We start from the raw sequence: 18,028 nt of genomic DNA, 5'->3' as shown, positions 1-18,028 counted from the left end.
ATCGCTACCGTGATTTCTTGAGCGATGACCTCACAAAATGGTATGGTAATGCGTTTTCGAGTTTAAATATAAAAAATTAAATGCAAGGGGATTTACGCGATGCGTATCATTCTGCTAGGCGCTCCAGGCGCTGGTAAAGGCACTCAGGCTCAATTCATTAAAGAAAACTATGGTATCCCACAGATTTCAACTGGTGATATGTTACGTGCGGCAGTAAGTGCAGGTACAGAACTAGGACTGAAAGCAAAAGCACTGATGGACAATGGTCAGTTAGTGACTGATGAATTAGTTATTGCGTTAGTTAAAGAGCGCATCAAACAAGACGATTGCCGTAATGGTTTCTTGTTGGATGGGTTCCCAAGAACAATTCCACAAGCTGATGCAATGAAAGAAGCGGGTATTAACGTGGATTTCGTACTGGAATTCGCTGTACCGGATGAAATCATTGTTGATCGTATTATTGGTCGTCGTGTTCACGCACCATCAGGTCGTGTTTATCATGTGAAATTTAATCCACCTAAAGTGGAAAATCGTGATGACGTGACGGGTGAAGAATTAACAACGCGTAAAGATGACCAAGAAGAAACTGTTCGTAAACGTTTAGTTGAGTACCATACTCAAACTGCACCATTAGTTTCTTATTACCAAAATGAAGCTAAAGCAAACAATGCGAAATACTTCAAAGTTGATGGTACACAAAAAGTAAGCGAAATTAACGCTGAACTGAAAAGTATCCTTGGCTAATTCGTCATTGTGATGACTAATCCCGGTTGAGCCGGGATTTTTTTTATCTTAAAAATAAGAAGATGAGATAAAAAGCGCGATCCAATAAATTGACAAGCACAATCTATTATTTTCCTTTATTCTTCTACTCTTTGGTTATCCTAATAAAATAACTCTAAGGAGTCATAGTATGAATGATGCTAAGTATGGTGTTCTTTTGGTTAATCTAGGCACACCTGATGCGCCGACAACGGGGGCTGTTCGACGTTATTTGGCACAATTTCTTAGCGATCCTCGTGTTGTTGATGTTTCTCCTTTGATTTGGAAACCAATATTACAAGGGGCTATATTACCGTTTCGCTCACCTAAAGTGGCTAAATTGTATCAACAGATTTGGATGGATGAGGGATCGCCACTTTTAGTTTATAGTCGAGCGCAACAACGTGCGGTTGCTCAGCGATTACCTAATATCCCTGTAGAGTTAGGAATGTGTTATGGCAATCCATCACTAAATGAAGGGGTTGAAAAACTATTACAACAAGGTGTTGAGAACATTATTTTGTTACCACTTTATCCTCAATACTCTTGCTCTACTTCTGCTGCGGTATTTGATGGTGTCAGTCGAATTTTTAAAGACATGCGTACAATGCCCTCTCTTCACTTTATTCGTAGTTATCCTACTCATCCGCTTTATATCAAAGCACTTGTCACCTCTATTGAGAAAAGTTTTCAGCAATATGGCAAACCCAATCGTTTAATTCTCTCTTTCCACGGTATACCTGAGCGTTTTATCAAAACGGGTGATATTTATTACGATGAGTGTTGCCTCACAACAGAAAAATTAAAAGAGCAATTAGAAGAGAAGCTAGGTTATCCTAAAGAACAAGTCATGTTGACATTCCAGTCACGTTTTGGCCGTGAACCTTGGCTATCGCCTTATACGGATAAAACGATGGAAAAACTGGGAAGTGAAGGGATTGAACATGTACAGGTTGTGTGCCCAGGATTTTCATCTGATTGTTTGGAAACATTAGAAGAAATTAATGAACAGAACCGAGAGTTCTTTATTCATGGTGGTGGCAAACAGTATGAATACATTCCGGCATTAAATGATGATCCTGAGCATATTGACTTGCTAGAAGCGATGATCAGAGAGGTATGTAAAAAATAATTACTGAATTCGATAAATAAAATTATCGGATTTGATGATATATTAATTTGATCATATTTCAGTTATATATAAACTTATCTTTTCTCATTTTTTAAGTATTTTAGTGTGAACCACTAAAAGTGCTGATAAACGGACACTGCATTACCTAAATTTAGGCAGGAAAATGAATAGTAAGCTTTCAAAACCACAATCTTCAGAAGTTGATAAAGGACATTTTGACGATTTCTATCTAAAACAGAACGATGAAATCGATCTTTTTGAATTATTTTCTGTTATTTATAAATCAAAATTTGTCATTATTGGTATCACGTTATTATTTGCTATCGTTGGCTTTACTGTTGCAAGTTTTTTACCACAAAAATGGACGAGCCAAGCTGCAATTACCAAGCCAATGCTTGATGAAATGAAGCAATTAAGAGCAACATTGACTGAGCTTAGCTTAGTGGATGTTGATACTGGTGTGAATGGTTCATCTGTTTATCAAAAGTTTATCAATAACTATAACTCTCGTGTTTTACGTGAAGAATATTTAATAAGTACGGATTATTACAAAAATTTGTTGGCTAAAATGGAAAATCCAACGCCGTTGGATCAACGTAGACTTATTGAATCAATTGTCACCAAAGACATTAATTTAAAAGCTTCAGATGATAAAAAAAGTGAAGATGAGTTTAGTGGAGAAATTAATCTAAGCTTTACTGCACCAACATCAGAAGAGGCTTATGATTTACTTTCTGGTTATATTCGTTTTATTTCCACCAAAGTGCGTATGGAAGTAAAAGATGAAATTGATGACCAAATTGAACGTAAATTAAGTTTTGCGCAAAAAGCCTATGAAATGGATTTAGAGCGTATTGCCAATGCACGTAATGTGAATGTGCAACGTCTAAAATATGCGTTAGAAATTGCTAATGCGGCTGGCGTGAAAAAACCGATTTCAAGTGAAGGTGCGCAGATTAAAGATGATCCTGATTACTCTATTGCAATGGGTTCTGATGCATTAGGCAGTAAACTGGCAATCACTGAAGCTATTACTGATCCAACAACAGTAAGCACAGATCTGAAAAACCGTTTATACAATATTCAACAGTTAGAAAAAGTGAAATTAGGCGAGCTTCAATTTGTACCATTCAAATATATGTTGAAGCCTTACGAACCAACTAAAAAAGATGCACCTAAACGTGCTCTGATTTTAGTGGGTGCCGCTTTTGTTGGTTTCATTCTGTCTGTTATGGGTGTTTTACTGAGCTATATGGTAAGAAGCCGTCGTAAAACCGCATAAAAATATCTTTAAATAAGTAGGTGTACTGACGTACACCTACTGCCTCTCCCATAATATTGTGTTAACATTGCGCATCTTTTTTAGCTGTGTAGCATCGTTCACAATGAAATTCCCTGGCAAACGAAAATCCAAACACTATTTTCCCGTTAGTTTACGAGATCCTCTATTACAACCCATCATCAATATGACGGAGAGTGAATCCTCTCGCGCTTATATCGTGGGTATTGACCAAACATTGGTTGATATTGAAGCGAAAGTTGATGAAGAGTTTATTAACCGTTATAACTTGAGTCAGGGACACTCTCTTGTTATTGAAGATGATGTCGCAGAGGCACTTTATCGTGAATTAACAGACAATAATCTGATAACACACGAATTCGCTGGTGGCACTATTGGTAATACGCTACATAACTACTCTGTATTGGCTGACGACCGCTCTGTGTTATTAGGTACTATGTGTAATAACATTCAGATTGGTAGCTATGCTTATCGTTATTTATGTAACACATCTAGCCGTACTGATCTCAATTACCTCCAAGGTGTTGATGGTGCCATTGGGCGCTGCTTTACGCTGATCACGGAAAATGGTGAACGCACATTTGCTATTAGCCCCGGTCAAATGAATCAACTTAAACCTGAAAGCATTCCGGAAGAGGTGATTGCAGAGGCCTCCGCATTGGTGTTAACGGCTTACTTAGTTCGCTGTAAACCAGGTGAACCGATGCCACTAGCAACCATGAAAGCGATTGAGTATGCGAAAAAATATGATGTGCCGGTCGTTCTCACACTTGGCACAAAATATGTTATTGCAGATGATCCACAATGGTGGCGTGATTTCTTAAAAGAGCACGTTTCTGTTGTCGCCATGAATGAAGATGAAGCTTTTGAATTAACTGGGCATGCAGATCCTCTGTTGGCTTCCGATGTTGCTTTAGAATGGGTTGATTTAGTGCTTTGTACTGCGGGACCTGCTGGGCTTTATATGGGCGGCTATACAGAACACAGCTTTAAGCGCCAAACCACACATCCTTTATTACCCGGTGCTATTGCTGAATTTAATCGTTATGAATTTAGTCGAGCAATGCGTCGTAAAGATTGTGAAGAGCCAGAGAAAGTCTATTCTCATATTGAACCTTATATGGGTGGCCCTGAAAAAATTATGAATACCAATGGTGCGGGTGATGCAGCATTATCAGCATTACTGCATGATATTACAGCAAATAGCTATCATCGCATTAATGTGCCAAATTCAAGTAAGCATCCTCGGACTTATTTAACTTACTCATCATTAGCACAAGTATGTAAATATGCTAACCGAGTGAGTTATCAAGTATTAAGCCAGCATTCTCCACGCTTGACGCGCGGTTTACCTGAAAAAGAAGACAGCTTGGAAGAAGCCTATTGGGAACGCTAAGTTTGTATTGTTTCTAAGTCTTGTTTTATCAGTGTGAAATAAAAAAACCTATCAACATTTATTGATAGGTTTTTTATTGACTTAAATTCTATGGATTTAAGTGATTACCTGTGTTTGATTATTGCGCTGCACTAGGTGCAATGATTTGTTGACCATTTTCAGGTGTATCATCAATAGCGCAACCAAATTCAACTTCTTTAATTAGCATATCCGCCATTGCAGATGCTGTTTGATCTTCATCGATAACGACGTGATTTGCGCCTTTTTCAAGGATAAAAGAAGCTTCTTCATCATAGTTAGCTCGCACGATAATATCGTCAAAATGGGCGCGAACAATGATATTTAAATCAGGGTTCATACTTCTTGCCGTTTCAGCGACATCTGCTGCTTCATAACCATTCGGTATCGTCAGTAATAAAGATTTAGCGCAATCAATACGGGCTAAAGCAAGTGACTCTTTAGTCGATGCATTACCCAGTACTGTGTTTAAACTTTTCTCTTTTAACTCAGCAAATTTATTACGACTATTTTCGATAATCACTAATGGAATAGATTGAGCTAATAATTTTTCAGCAAGCATGCTTCCTGCACGTCCATAGCCGACGATAATGGCGTGACCACAAATATCAACAGGGACAGGCATCTCTTCTTCCAGCTCTTCTTGTTGTAGCTGTTCCACTTCTTCTTTGGTTTCTGTTTTTGCCAGATAACGGTCTAATAAAGAGAACAGAACTGGGTTTAGCATAATCGAGACTAAAGCACCAGCTAAAACAAGATTACGTGCATCTGGCTCTAAAACGTTTAGCGCCACACCTAGACCTGCAAGGATAAAGGCAAACTCACCAATTTGAGCAAGACTGACAGAAATGGTTAAGGCTGTTCGTCGAGAATGCCCAAACATTCGTACAAGCACCAACGCGGCGACAGATTTACCAATAATAATGATAGCCAGTGTTGCTAAGATACCAAGAGGATGTTCAATTAATACCATTGGATCAAACAGCATACCAACGGACACAAAGAACAGAACAGCAAAGGCATCACGCAATGGCAAGGTATCTTGTGCGGCTCTGTGGCTTAACTCAGACTCATTAAGCACCATACCCGCAAAGAAAGCACCTAATGCGAAAGAGGCATCAAATAAAGTCACCGCAGCGTAAGCGATACCTAAAGCGAGTGCTAATACACTCAGCGTAAAGAGTTCACGAGAGCCTGTTGCCGCGGTTTTAGCTAAGATCCACGGAATAAGCTTACGACCAACAATCATCATGATTAAGATAAAGGCTACGACTTTACCGATTGTGATACCTAAATTGATCATGAGTTGAGAAACATTGGTTTGATCGCTGCTTTCCAGCATATTGGCAATAGCTGGGAGTAGTACAAGGGCTAATACCATTGCTAAGTCTTCAACAATCAACCAACCAATGGCAATTTGACCTCGTTGGCTATCAATCAGACCTCTTTCTTCAAGTGCTCGTAAAAGAACGACGGTACTTGCAGTTGAAAGACACAAACCAAACACGATGCCACTAAATAAACCCCAGCCAAAAAATGCTGATAATCCCAACCCTAATAGTGTTGCTACTGCAATTTGAGCAATAGCACCCGGAATAGCGATGGCTTTTACTGCCATCAGATCTTTTAACGAAAAATGTAAACCTACACCAAACATTAGCAGAATAACGCCAATTTCAGCGAGTTCAGGGGCGAGAGATGTATCAGCGACAAAGCCGGGAGTAAATGGACCAGCGAGTACACCCGCAGCAAGATATCCTACTAAAGGTGAGATTTTTAGCCGTTGAGCGATCATGCCTAAAATGTAAGCAAGTGCTAACCCACCAACAATGGTGGTAATGAGGGGTGTTGAATGCGGCATCAATTCTCCTTCTTTTTATAAAACTACATGTATCGGGGGGCGAGTAATATAGCAGGCTGATAGTTTAACGTATTCATGCAATAAATTCGCTAAAAATTATCGATTATTTATAAAAATAGCAAGTTGATTGAGTTTTTTGATGCAAATGCACTTTTTTATGTTATTTTAATCAGTCTTACCTTTTAAAGTAAGAAATACCCTGTTACTAGTTCATTTAGATAACAGGGATAATTACAAGTTATTCAGTTTTATCCACCCCAATATTAGGAAGAAAAATGGTGAAAATACCTAATAGTGGGAGATAAGCACAAATATGATAGACATATTCAATACTTTTCTGATCAGCAACATATCCTAAGACCGCAGCACCAATCCCTCCCATCCCAAAAGCAAGTCCGAAGAAAAGCCCTGAAACCATGCCAGTTTTACCCGGAATTAACTCTTGAGCATAAACTAAGATAGCAGAAAATGCTGAAGCCAAAATCACACCAATGAATACAGTAAGTACGCCAGTCCAATAAAGGCTAGCGTAAGGGAGTATCAGCGTAAAAGGCGCAACACCAAGAATAGATCCCCAAATAACGTATTTTCTGCCAATTTTATCGCCTACGGGGCCACCAATCATGGTGCCAGCGGCAACAGCAAAGAGGAAAACAAAGAGGTGAATTTGTGCATTTTGCACTGAAACGCCAAATTTATGTATTAAATAGAAAGTATAGTAGCTACTGATGCTTGCAAGATAAAAATACTTAGAAAAAATCAGAATAAGTAAAATGGCTAAAGAGCCAAAAAGGGCTTTACGTGGCAATATTGCTTTGTTGTTTAGCACCATTGGTTGTTTTTTCTGAGCTTCTTGTTGAATTTTATACCAACGGCTAACTTGTAATAGCACTATAATGGCCAGTAATGCAGCAAGAGAGAACCAACCGACATTACCTTTGCCATAAGGAGCAATCAGTAAAGCCGCCAAAAGAGGACCTAAAGAGCTGCCTAAATTGCCTCCCACTTGGAATAGTGATTGTGCCAGCCCGTGTCTTCCACCTGATGCCATTCTTGCAACACGAGATGATTCAGGATGAAAAACAGACGAGCCTGTACCGACTAATCCTGCTGCGAGTAATAACATTGGGAATGTATCAGCAAAGGCGAGAAGAATAAGCCCTGTTAGCGTAAAACCCATACCAATAGGTAATGAGTAAGGCTTAGGATATTTATCAGTATAGAGACCAATAAAAGGCTGTAACAAGGATGCTGTAATTTGATACGTCAACGTTATCATCCCTATTTGCACAAAGCTGAGAGAAAATTCAGATTGCAACATAGGGTAAATAGCTAATATCAATGATTGGATCATATCATTGAGAAGGTGTGAAAAACTGATAGCAGTTAAAATACTAAAAACCGTATTACGCTTATTGGCTTTTCGTTGTAAAACGTCAGTTTCTTCTATGGGAAGTGTTGGATCGGCATTGCTCATTTTAATTCCCTGCCACATTATTTTGTTAATAAATTGTTTCTATTTTTATTGGTCTAGTTTACATCTATTTGGAGTTGAGTGCTTTTGTGAGAAATAGAGTTTGATTCATGTCTCAAAAAAACTATTGGATCAATGAAATAATAAAAAAATTATATAACCTACGTCATAAAATACAGCAAAAGTATTTAACTTCTGTCTTCTTTTTCTACTGTAGAACCATGGCAGAACCTTCTCAATAAATAATATACATGGGGATATACCATGAGCTTATCTTTTAAATTATCAGCATGCGCATTGACGGTTTCTTTAGCGATGGCGCCTGCGATGTCTCAGGCATGGGAAAAGGATAAAACCTACGAAATAACTATTCTACATACTAATGATCATCATGGTCATTTCTGGCATAACGATCGTGGTGAATATGGCTTAGCTGCACAAAAAACGGTTGTTGATAATATTCGTGATGAAGTGGCTAAAAAAGGCGGTAGCGTACTGCTGTTATCAGGTGGTGATATCAATACGGGTGTACCAGAATCTGATTTACAAGATGCAGAGCCTGATTTTAAAGGTATGAATCTTGTGGGCTATGATGCAATGGCATTGGGTAACCATGAATTCGATAATCCATTAGAGGTTTTACGTCAACAAGAAAAATGGGCAACATTCCCATTCTTATCTGCAAATATTTATCAAAAAAGTACGGGTGAGCGTTTATTCAAGCCTTACACCATTTTTGATAAGCAAGGTGTCAAAATTGCAGTATTAGGCTTAACGACTGATGATACTGTGCGTATTGGTAACCCAGCAAACTTCCCCGATACTGAATTCCGCAAACCGTCTGATGAAGCTAAAAAAGTTGTAGAAGAACTGCGTACAACGGAAAAACCAGACATTATTATCGCAGCAACTCATATGGGTCACTATGATGATGGTAATCACGGCTCTAACGCACCGGGTGATGTGGAAATGGCGCGTGCGTTACCAAAAGGTTACCTTGATATGATTGTGGGTGGTCACTCACAAGATCCTGTTTGTATGTCTCAAGAGAATAAAAACTACAAACAAGCGGATTATGTACCAGGAACACCTTGTGCACCAGATAACCAAAATGGTACATGGATTGTTCAGGCTCATGAATGGGGCAAATATGTTGGTCGTGCAGATTTCGAATTCCGTAATGGTGTATTCACGCTAAAACATTACCAATTAATCCCAATCAACTTAAATCAGAAAGTGAAGAAAGACGACGGCACAACTGAACTCGTTTACTACACTAAAGAAATTCCTCATAACCCTGAAATGATGAAACTGCTGACACCTTACCAAGAAAAAGGTGGCGAGCAACTGAATGTTAAAGTGGGTGAGGTTGTTGGTAAATTAGAAGGTGATCGTAGTAAAGTTCGCTTTGTTCAAACCAATATGGCACGTCTATTATTATCAGCTCAAGCTGAACGTGCGAATGCAGACTTTGCCATTATGAGCGGTGGTGGTGTTCGTGATTCTATTGAGTCTGGTGATATCACTTACAAAGATGTTCTGAAAGTTCAACCATTCGCGAACGAACTGGTTTATGTTGATTTTAAAGGTGAAGAAGTCGAACCTTATTTATCAGCTGTTGCATGTATGAAAGTAGACTCTGGTGCTTATGCACAATTCTACAATGTTAGCTTAACCGTAGATGCAGACTGTAAAGTTAGCGATGTTAAAATTGCAGGTAAACCATTAGATAAAACAAAATCTTACCGTATGGCGACACTGAACTTTAACGGTATTGGTGGTGATGGTTATCCGAAAATTGATACACACCCAGGTTATGTAAATACGGGTTTCGTTGATGCTGAAGTATTAAAAGGTTATATCGAATCACACTCTCCATTGAAAGCTGATGATTTCGAACCTAAAGGCGAAATTGTTTACAAAAAATAAATCTTACCAATAACGCTTATATAGACAAAAGGCGACATCTAATGTCGCCTTTTGTTTGGGGTCTAAATCACGTTAATTTCTTATTTTGAGGATGAGCCTTAAAATAAAAAATCATTAAGGATTATGACTCTTTACGAATAAGTGCAAATTGAGCACCTAATACAGTGCCTAAATCTTTTGCTGATAATTCAATATCTAAGCCACGTTTACCACCAGAAACAAAGATAGTGTCAAATTCGAGTGCTTGTTCATCAATCACTGTTGGTAGGCGTTTTTTCTGACCTAATGGACTTATTCCACCCACTAAATAACCCGTGACCTTTTGTGCAATTTGGGGATCTGCCATATCTGCTTTTTTAGCCTTAAAGCATTTAGCAACGAGTTTTAAATCTAACTGACCAGAAACCGGTGTTACTGCAACGGCAAGATTCTTAGCATCTCCATTTAAGGCCACTAAAAGTGTTTTGAATACTTGGCGGTTATCTAAACCGAGTTTTTCGACCGCTTCATCACCAAAATTATGGACATTAGCATCATGCTCATAAGGATGAAGGGTAAATTTGATTTTTTGTTTTTCCAGTAAATTTACAGCGGGAGTCATAGTTATTCCTACTTACAAGGTTAGAACAATATCTTTATACTTGGGATGTTAATAAATCGATCAAATTTTCTTCGCCAAATAAATGAAGGGCGCCGACAGTTACCACATAACGACCTGCGGGTAATGTTGATAACGTGCTTACCCATTTTTGGTTACGGCTTTCCATCAAAATATCAAATACAGCTTTACTAAAGGTATTCGGTAAAGGCGGTTGTTTCTCTCTACTATTATAATTTAACCACCAATTGATCATGATTTGCAATGTACGTGCATTATCGTGCCAATTTCTTAGCGTATCCTCGAGTAATTGCTGACCATCATGAGGAAAATCCAATAATAGTGCGACCTGACTCTCAATACCTTCAAGCTCTATGATGTTTTTTTGGTGTTTATTTGCATGCTGAATGACTTGATAATCAATACCATATTGCGGTTGTAATCCAAGTTGCATGGCTTGGGTTGATTGTAAAATTAACGCAATTTGCCAAAGTGGTTTATTTTCAATTTGATAAAGAGAAAGCGAGAGATCTTCACAGTGTTGAAGAATTTGAGAAAAAAGTGTTTCATTTAAACGAGTTTCTAATGGTTCTCTAAAGAGAGAGGCTTGATCAAAAGGTTGTACATCCGTTGAGATATCCGCTTCAACAATAATCGCATCTGCATTTTTTATTTCGTTAATAAGCACATTGGAGAGTGGTGACATTGTGGGAACACCCATATGGATACTGCCTACAAGGTGTAAAGAGATATTATTTGGTAGCGTAATATCAACGGCAGGGTAAGGATAATGCTGAGCGTTTTTTATCCCTATCCAGTTTTTAACTTTCTGAAAAATACCCGTCATTTGATACGCTCCTTTAAGTGTCGATCACTAAACCTCAGCATAACGGATTTTTAATTGAATGAAACAGAGAAAACGAAGCTTTACTTAGCTTTCTCTGTTTTTACTTTAGGCTGAATGACTACCAACTAATGCCTACACCCCCCGCAGAGACCCAACTATTTGTCTCATTCCATGCTGTTGATGCTCTGACTTTAACATTTTCATTAATACGATATTGCATACCCCAAGCGAGGGCTGTGGCATTACGATAATTACCAATACCAATGGCTGTACTAAATGTTGCTGTATCGGTAAAAGGTAAATTACTCATTGCCGCAACAGAGGCAATACCTTGGTTAGCACGTTTTTCGACTTTATAAAAACGGTTTTGAGTGTCAGATTTAAAATATTCAAAGTCACTTTTTAATGTTTTAAATTCATTTCTTGAGATTGATTGTTCAGTATAGAGCGTTGCAAAATGGCTTTTTAATGAAATATTATTTCCATTAATATTTAGATTATCTATATAGTCTTTCGTAATATTGTCAATGTCACTTTTGTTCGCTCTTATATTATCAGTGTTACTATTTATAATTTGCGTGTTTGTATCAATATCATTTTTATTTTTTTCCGTTAATTCATTATTGTTATCAATAATTAACTTTTGTTCTTGAATTTTAGTCTCATTATTTTTAATGTTTTCTGATAATCTTTTCTTATTATCTAAAATTGAATTATTTAGCATTCTAGTATCTTGCTCTTGTAACTTACTCATCTGGGCTAGATCTTGTTTTGTGTTTTTTTCTAATAACAATAGAAAACGGTTTTTGGTATTGAGATTATCGACTATTTTATGTAGTCTCTCGGGAGACTCTAGATCATCTAATGTTAATGCACTATCTTGAGTACTGTAGATCATTGTTTCCGCATGCTTGATTATATTAATAACTTCATTACGGTTTTTTTCGGTCAATAAATCTTTTTCTGATAAATAACCCACCATTCCCATTTTTAAATCACTATTGCTAGATTGAATATAAATATAACCATTTTTATTAACGATATTTTGCTTTATAAGATCGGCAGAATCGGTTAAATTTCGATTTCTTAAGTATTTTTCTAAATCTTTAGCTACGCTACTATTTAATTCAATACCATAGGCTTCTTTATCTTTATTTGTTCCTTTTACTATATTAATTAAATTACTATCAACTATCTGATTAAAAACCGTTGATGCTAAATAGCTTTTTTTATTTTCTCGCTCTTCATTTTCTGGCGTGATTACATCAGAGAATGGGGGGGTATTTACTGTGTTTGAAAAAACACAGGAAGAATAAATGATAGATACTGTTGCGATAAAAATATTTTTATATTTCAATTTTAAATCCTTTTAAAAATAAAATGATGTTGATTTTTCACTAATATATTCTGAATGCTAATTTTTTATTTAATATAAATAAACACCCTTATTATTAGAGTGATTTTTATGTCAATGTTATATTTATTTTATGAATAATAAAAAATAATGAAATATTTATAATATATTGCTATTCTAGCGCTAAGAGGGCGGAGTAATGACTCTCTTGTATAATGAGAAATTCCTCTTTGACTGGCCGATAGAAATATCGGCTTTTTTTTAATTGATTGATAATTCAGTATTTAATCTTTGGAAAAAAGATAAATCTTCTCTTTGAGATGATTTATCTTTCATATAATTAGGTTGTTGGTATCACAGTATCATCAAAAAATAAATGATTGGATTAATTATCTACATCCATTGAGATCCCCATAACTAGGCTAGTCTGAAAATTGGCACCAAGTAAGGTGTAATTTGATAAAGAAGTCCATTGTGTTGCACCTATACAATTAGTGGAAAAAGTGTTTAAAGCAGGAATTTGATCATATTCTTGTTGAGTTACGGCTTTAGCGATGCCAATAGAACCCGTAATTGAACCTGAAATGGTGGCTTCTGCACCTGCTTCATTTTCAATTGAACATCACCTCCAGCACCAGCTGGGATTAATTGCCATGACTCCCAATGTCCCAATGTCCCAATGTCCCGATATCGTAATATCAGTAGCGTCTTTATAGTCAAAAGTGCTTGGAAAGCTTTTTTGTACCATTATTGCTTTATTTACAATAGGAAAAGAAGCGAGATAAGCCGTATCCCAACCAAATGTGCTCACTGAGTTATTCATAATGTTTTCCTTAATTTAATTTTCCTTGCATATAAACATTATCGGCTAACCCACCCGCATCAATCGTCATATTCTGCTGACCATTCCAACTGACGAGTCCTGGCGCTAGCTCCCTTAATGATTGAGCTGTTTTTGATGAGGTGAGTGTACCCATTGAGTTTTCAATAGAAAGGCTGATGGCTTCAATTACAATATTCATAATGCCAAATGTTAAAGCACCTAGTCCTTGTTCCCAACATGGAATATGTTCATTTTTTGTTGCTGATTTATTTGGATCAGAATTAAAAGACAATGTTTTTGTTGATACATTAAATGAGGATGGATTAATTGATGTGACAGTATTTATAATATAAGCTCCGGTTAATCCAGTGATATTTGTATGTGTTGAAACATAACACCACATTTTATTATCTTCAATATGAAAATTAATGTCGGTGACTGTTGGTGTGTAATAAATTAAATCAACTTTGACTGCATTAAGATTAAAATTATTATTTAAATTTATTACATTATTTTCTAAACGAAAATCATAAAAAGTAGAATTCCCTTGAAAACTTAAAGGCAATGAAGGTATAACAACATTTAATAGAAAAGCCCTCGCCGATAATATAAAACCAAAATCTTTATTAAATAATAAATTGGTATCAAAACTACGAGGTAAATTAGTGATCGATACATTCTCTAACATACCTAAAATGGCAATACCACCTAAAGCACCACTGACAGGCTGTTGATAGGCATAGGTAAGTTTTTTAGGTGTCAACCAATTTGCATTTTCTCCTGTTGGTGAAGGTAATATATTGGCAAATACAAAATTAAGTTGCTCTGCATTTTGTATAAAAACACGAGATAAACCAATAGTGAGTAGTGCTGCACCTAAAGAGGCTTCTTGCGGGTGAGATCGAAGATATTTTCCTAAGTTTCCACTCACATCTGGGTTAATCACAGTGACTGCACCAAAAGTCATATCACCTTTGTTTTTCCCTTCTATTAAACAATTAAAAACAAGTTTATAAAGTACGGTTTGATCACTCCCTTTAATTAACTTTAATTGCATTTCTATTAAGGGAATCACATTATTAAGAGTAATTGTTTCATTGAATTGCTTAATGAAAAGCACCCCTGTTTTAATAGGAGTTTCAAATTGAAGTAAATTACCACTACCACCAGAAACAATTTTCCATGAGTCAAAAATTCCTGTGATTTTAATTTCCGAATCTTCATATTCAAAAGATTGAATAAGTTGATTTTTATTATTAGATAATTGTTTATTTATATAATTACCTGAACAAGCGTATATAACATCCCATCTGTAATTATTCATAGATTTTCCTTTATTATATAAGGTGTCTTTTACCTTATTATTTTTAAGTGAAAATTTATAGAATGAATAATAATAGAGATATTTTTATTTTCAGTTGATTGAAGTGTAAAAACACCGCTTTTACTAATAAGTAAAAAAGCGGTGTTTTTTTTAATTAAAGCTTACTTAGTTTATTGCTTAGGTTTAAAACGCAATAAACGGTTTGCATTGCTAACAACAGTAATGGAAGACAGCGCCATTGCAGCACCCGCAACCACTGGATTTAACAGTGTGCCAGTGAAAGGATATAAAATACCCGCTGCAATAGGGATACCTAAGCTATTGTAAACAAAGGCACCGAATAAATTCTGCTTCATATTACGTAGTGTACCTTTTGAGATCTCAACCGCATCGGCAACACCATGCAAACTATGACGCATTAATGTGATAGCTGCTGTTTCAATAGCAATATCACTACCTCCACCCATTGCAATACCGACATCTGCTTTTGCTAGTGCTGGCGCATCGTTAATACCATCACCAATCATTGCAACACGACGACCTTGTGCTTGAAGCTCTGTTATCGCTTGTGCTTTACCTTCTGGCATGACACCTGCGATAACTTGGTCAATACCTGCTTCTTTTGCTATTGCATTTGCAGTAATTGGATTATCACCCGTTAACATCACTAGGCGATAGCCCTGATTATGTAAACGTTGTAATGCACTTACAGTATCTTCTCTTAGAGGATCACGGATAGAGAGAAGGGCGGCAATCTTACCTTCTTGAGCTAATAAGACTGGAGTAACACCTTTCGCTGCTTGAGTGTCAATAAGTGAATTAATTTCACTAATATCAATACCTGATTCAAGCATCAATTTAGGGTTGCCTAAAAGCACTGTTTTTCCGTTAATTTCGCCACTTAACCCCATTCCTGCAAGAGTGCGGAATTGGCTTATTTCAGGTAAATCAATGCCTTCAGCTCGCGTTAAAATGGCTTTAGCTAATGGGTGATTAGAACCATTTTCCAACGATGCTGCCAATGCAAGTGCTTGAGTTTCATCTACTTGATTGAAAGTATGAATTTCAGTGACCTGAGGCATACCTTCTGTCAGTGTTCCTGTTTTATCAAAGACTAAAGTATCTAGTTTGCTCGCTTGTTGTAGTGCGTCTGCATCACGAACTAACACGCCATATTCAGCCGCACGACCTACACCTGAAATAATCGACATAGGAGTAGCCAAACCTAAAGCACAAGGGCAAGCGATGATAAGAACGGTTGTGATAATCACCAGTGCATAGGTAATTTGTGGCGACGGACCAAAGAAATACCAAATAGCACCAGCAATAAGAGCGATAGCAACGACAACAGGTACAAATACACCTGAAATTTTATCCGCTAGCTGGCCTATTTCAGGTTTACTACTTTGCGCTTGGCGAACTAATTTGATAATACGAGCAAGTGTTGTTTTACTTCCCACCGCTGCCGCTTTAAATAGAACTGAGCCATCTTGAACCGTTGTTCCCGCATGAATAGTGTCACCCACAGTTTTTTGTTGTGGAATTGGCTCGCCTGTCAGCATTGCCTCATCCATCCATACTTCACCTTGGATAATTTCACCATCAACCGGCACTTTATCACCTGTTGCTAAACGTAAGGTCATTCCTTGTTTAACATCAGCTAATGGCATTTCAACTTCACCGTTTTCAGTTATGACTCTTGCTGTTGGCGGAGTTAAATCTAATAGCCGTTCCAGTGCTTTGGATGAACGCTGGCGTGCTCTTTGCTCAAGCATATGACCCAGATTGATTAAACCGATGATCATCGCACTGGCTTCATAATAGAGATGTCGCGCTTGGGCAGGGAACACTTCTGGCCATAAGTTCACGGTAATGGAATAGAGCCACGCTGTTCCTGTTCCTAACGCAACGAGGGTATCCATTGTTGCACTACGGTTTTTTAAACTCTGCCATGCGCTACGATAGAAATGACCACCAGCAACAACCATCACAAACAGCGTTGCAATACCAATGCCTAACCAGATGCTGTGATTGGCTTCTGTCAGCATCATATTGTCGCCGATCATTCCCCAAATCATTACGGGGATACCAACAACTAAGGCTAATGCAGCTTGCCAGCGAAAACGTTTCATATTGGCAACAGCAACTTCTTGCTGACGTTCTCTGCGTTTTACATCGTCTTGAATAATTTCAGCGCCATAACCCGCTTTTTCAATAGCAGTCACAAGTGCGTCATGATCGATTTCACCAGTCACTAATGCACTACGTTCAGCAAGATTTACACGCACATTTTCAACGCCATCAACAGATTGTAATGCTTTGTGAACCTTGCTTACGCAACTTGCACAGGTCATGCCATCAATTAAAAGCTGAACACTGCTGTCATCGTCAGTATCAATTTCAGCGCCATTATTAATATCAGCATTCTCAACTGGAATATCACAAACAGCCGCTGACGATGCTTCCAGTTGCGCATGCGTTTGCGTCAGCGGCTCAGTTTTTGGGAAATCAGTACCTGCTAGTTGTGCTTCAAAACCTGCTTCTGTAATGGCAGTAATTAAGGTTTCAGCGGTTGCAGAACCAGTCACTTTTGCATGTGTTAATTCAACTTCAGCTGTTTCAACACCTGCAGTATTTTCTAGTGCTTTTTTAACTGAACCGACACAGTGACCACAATTTAAGCCAGATAGAGTTAAATTAATTACGTTGTCAGTGGGCGCTAGGCTTGCTTGAAAACCTTCCGCCGTAATCGCTGCAATTAAAGTATCTGCCGTAGCATCACCAAAAATTTCAGCTGACTCTTTTGTCACATTAACTGCGGCAACGCCTTCAATGGCTAATAATGCTTTTTCAGTTTTACCGACACACTTCATACAGTTAAGCCCACTTAGGCTTAATTTTACATCGGGTTGTGTTGCTACACTTGCTTCATAGCCTGCATCTTCAATTGTTTTGATTAAGCTTTCAGCAGTTGCATCGCTGTCAATTTTAGCGTATTGAATAGTCACAATTGCCTGCTCTATATCATTGCGAGCATCAAGTGCTTTTTTTACACTGTTAACACAGTGGGAGCAGGAAAGTCCTTGTAGTGCGAGTATTATAGTTTTTGCCATGTTAATTTATCTCCGACATAAAAGCGTTACCTCTATTATTGCGCAATATTCGGTAACTTGCTTTCTTTAAAGGTTTTTTCTTATTGAGATAAAGGCT

The 18,028-nt window shown here is 37.5% G+C and carries 13 protein-coding genes; 6 read left to right on the top strand and 7 right to left on the bottom strand.

Going from position 1 to position 18,028, the window contains the following annotated elements:
• Positions 1–99 precede the first annotated feature (99 nt).
• From adk to ACNARN_RS17645, 4 genes are all read left to right on the top strand, one after another.
• Positions 100–744: an adenylate kinase gene (gene adk, locus ACNARN_RS17660; RefSeq protein ID WP_109371369.1), complete on the top strand. Its 645-nt coding sequence runs from the start codon at positions 100–102 to the stop codon at positions 742–744.
• A 169-nt stretch (positions 745–913) separates the two neighbouring features.
• Positions 914–1,894 carry a ferrochelatase gene (hemH, locus tag ACNARN_RS17655; RefSeq protein ID WP_109371367.1) on the top strand — a complete coding sequence of 327 codons (981 nt, stop codon included), beginning with the start codon at positions 914–916 and terminating at the stop codon, positions 1,892–1,894.
• A 163-nt stretch (positions 1,895–2,057) separates the two neighbouring features.
• Complete coding sequence (wzz(fepE), locus tag ACNARN_RS17650) at positions 2,058–3,176, top strand: LPS O-antigen length regulator Wzz(fepE) (protein ID WP_198620853.1); 1,119 nt, start codon at positions 2,058–2,060, stop codon at positions 3,174–3,176.
• Between the two features lie 103 nt (positions 3,177–3,279).
• Positions 3,280–4,590: an inosine/guanosine kinase gene (locus ACNARN_RS17645; protein WP_194951070.1), complete on the top strand. Its 1,311-nt coding sequence runs from the start codon at positions 3,280–3,282 to the stop codon at positions 4,588–4,590.
• Between the two features lie 118 nt (positions 4,591–4,708).
• Here ACNARN_RS17645 and ybaL read toward each other — a convergent pair whose 3' ends face one another.
• Together ybaL and ACNARN_RS17635 are read right to left on the bottom strand one after the other, a co-directional pair.
• Positions 4,709–6,469 (bottom strand): YbaL family putative K(+) efflux transporter, encoded by a 1,761-nt coding sequence (gene ybaL, locus ACNARN_RS17640; protein ID WP_198625892.1) that lies wholly within the window; start codon positions 6,467–6,469, stop codon positions 4,709–4,711.
• Between the two features lie 238 nt (positions 6,470–6,707).
• Positions 6,708–7,946: an MFS transporter gene (locus tag ACNARN_RS17635; protein ID WP_198632695.1), complete on the bottom strand. Its 1,239-nt coding sequence runs from the start codon at positions 7,944–7,946 to the stop codon at positions 6,708–6,710.
• Between the two features lie 261 nt (positions 7,947–8,207).
• Between ACNARN_RS17635 and ushA the strand changes: the two genes are divergently transcribed.
• Positions 8,208–9,872, top strand: a complete 1,665-nt coding sequence (ushA, locus tag ACNARN_RS17630) for a bifunctional UDP-sugar hydrolase/5'-nucleotidase UshA (RefSeq protein WP_109371359.1) — start codon at positions 8,208–8,210, stop codon at positions 9,870–9,872.
• Between the two features lie 121 nt (positions 9,873–9,993).
• Here the strand turns inward: ushA and ybaK are convergent, their stop codons facing one another.
• The 3 genes from ybaK to ACNARN_RS17615 form a co-directional block, all read right to left on the bottom strand.
• Positions 9,994–10,473: a Cys-tRNA(Pro)/Cys-tRNA(Cys) deacylase YbaK gene (gene ybaK / locus ACNARN_RS17625; protein WP_198620850.1), complete on the bottom strand. Its 480-nt coding sequence runs from the start codon at positions 10,471–10,473 to the stop codon at positions 9,994–9,996.
• A gap of 34 nt (positions 10,474–10,507) precedes the next feature.
• On the bottom strand, positions 10,508–11,317 hold the full coding sequence (locus tag ACNARN_RS17620; RefSeq protein WP_349443387.1) for a TraB/GumN family protein: 810 nt from the start codon (positions 11,315–11,317) through the stop codon (positions 10,508–10,510).
• 118 nt (positions 11,318–11,435) lie between these two features.
• Complete coding sequence (locus tag ACNARN_RS17615; protein WP_198620848.1) at positions 11,436–12,674, bottom strand: YadA C-terminal domain-containing protein; 1,239 nt, start codon at positions 12,672–12,674, stop codon at positions 11,436–11,438.
• A gap of 551 nt (positions 12,675–13,225) precedes the next feature.
• Here ACNARN_RS17615 and ACNARN_RS17610 point away from each other — a divergent pair.
• Positions 13,226–13,387 carry a hypothetical protein gene (locus tag ACNARN_RS17610; RefSeq protein ID WP_416304778.1) on the top strand — a complete coding sequence of 54 codons (162 nt, stop codon included), beginning with the start codon at positions 13,226–13,228 and terminating at the stop codon, positions 13,385–13,387.
• A gap of 117 nt (positions 13,388–13,504) precedes the next feature.
• On the opposite strand, the gene ACNARN_RS17605 is transcribed toward ACNARN_RS17610, so the two are convergent.
• The gene (locus ACNARN_RS17605; protein ID WP_198620847.1) at positions 13,505–14,818 is read right to left on the bottom strand and encodes a TULIP family P47-like protein; all 1,314 of its coding nucleotides are present in this window, start codon (positions 14,816–14,818) and stop codon (positions 13,505–13,507) included.
• 170 nt (positions 14,819–14,988) lie between these two features.
• Positions 14,989–17,931, bottom strand: coding sequence for a copper-exporting P-type ATPase CopA (copA, locus tag ACNARN_RS17600; protein ID WP_198620846.1), 2,943 nt, complete (start codon positions 17,929–17,931; stop codon positions 14,989–14,991).
• Positions 17,932–18,028: the final 97 nt, after the last annotated feature.

This window comes from Proteus sp. TSJ240517, assembly GCF_047921575.1.
Lineage (GTDB): Bacteria > Pseudomonadota > Gammaproteobacteria > Enterobacterales > Enterobacteriaceae > Proteus.
This window is presented reverse-complemented; position numbering and strand designations above follow the sequence as displayed.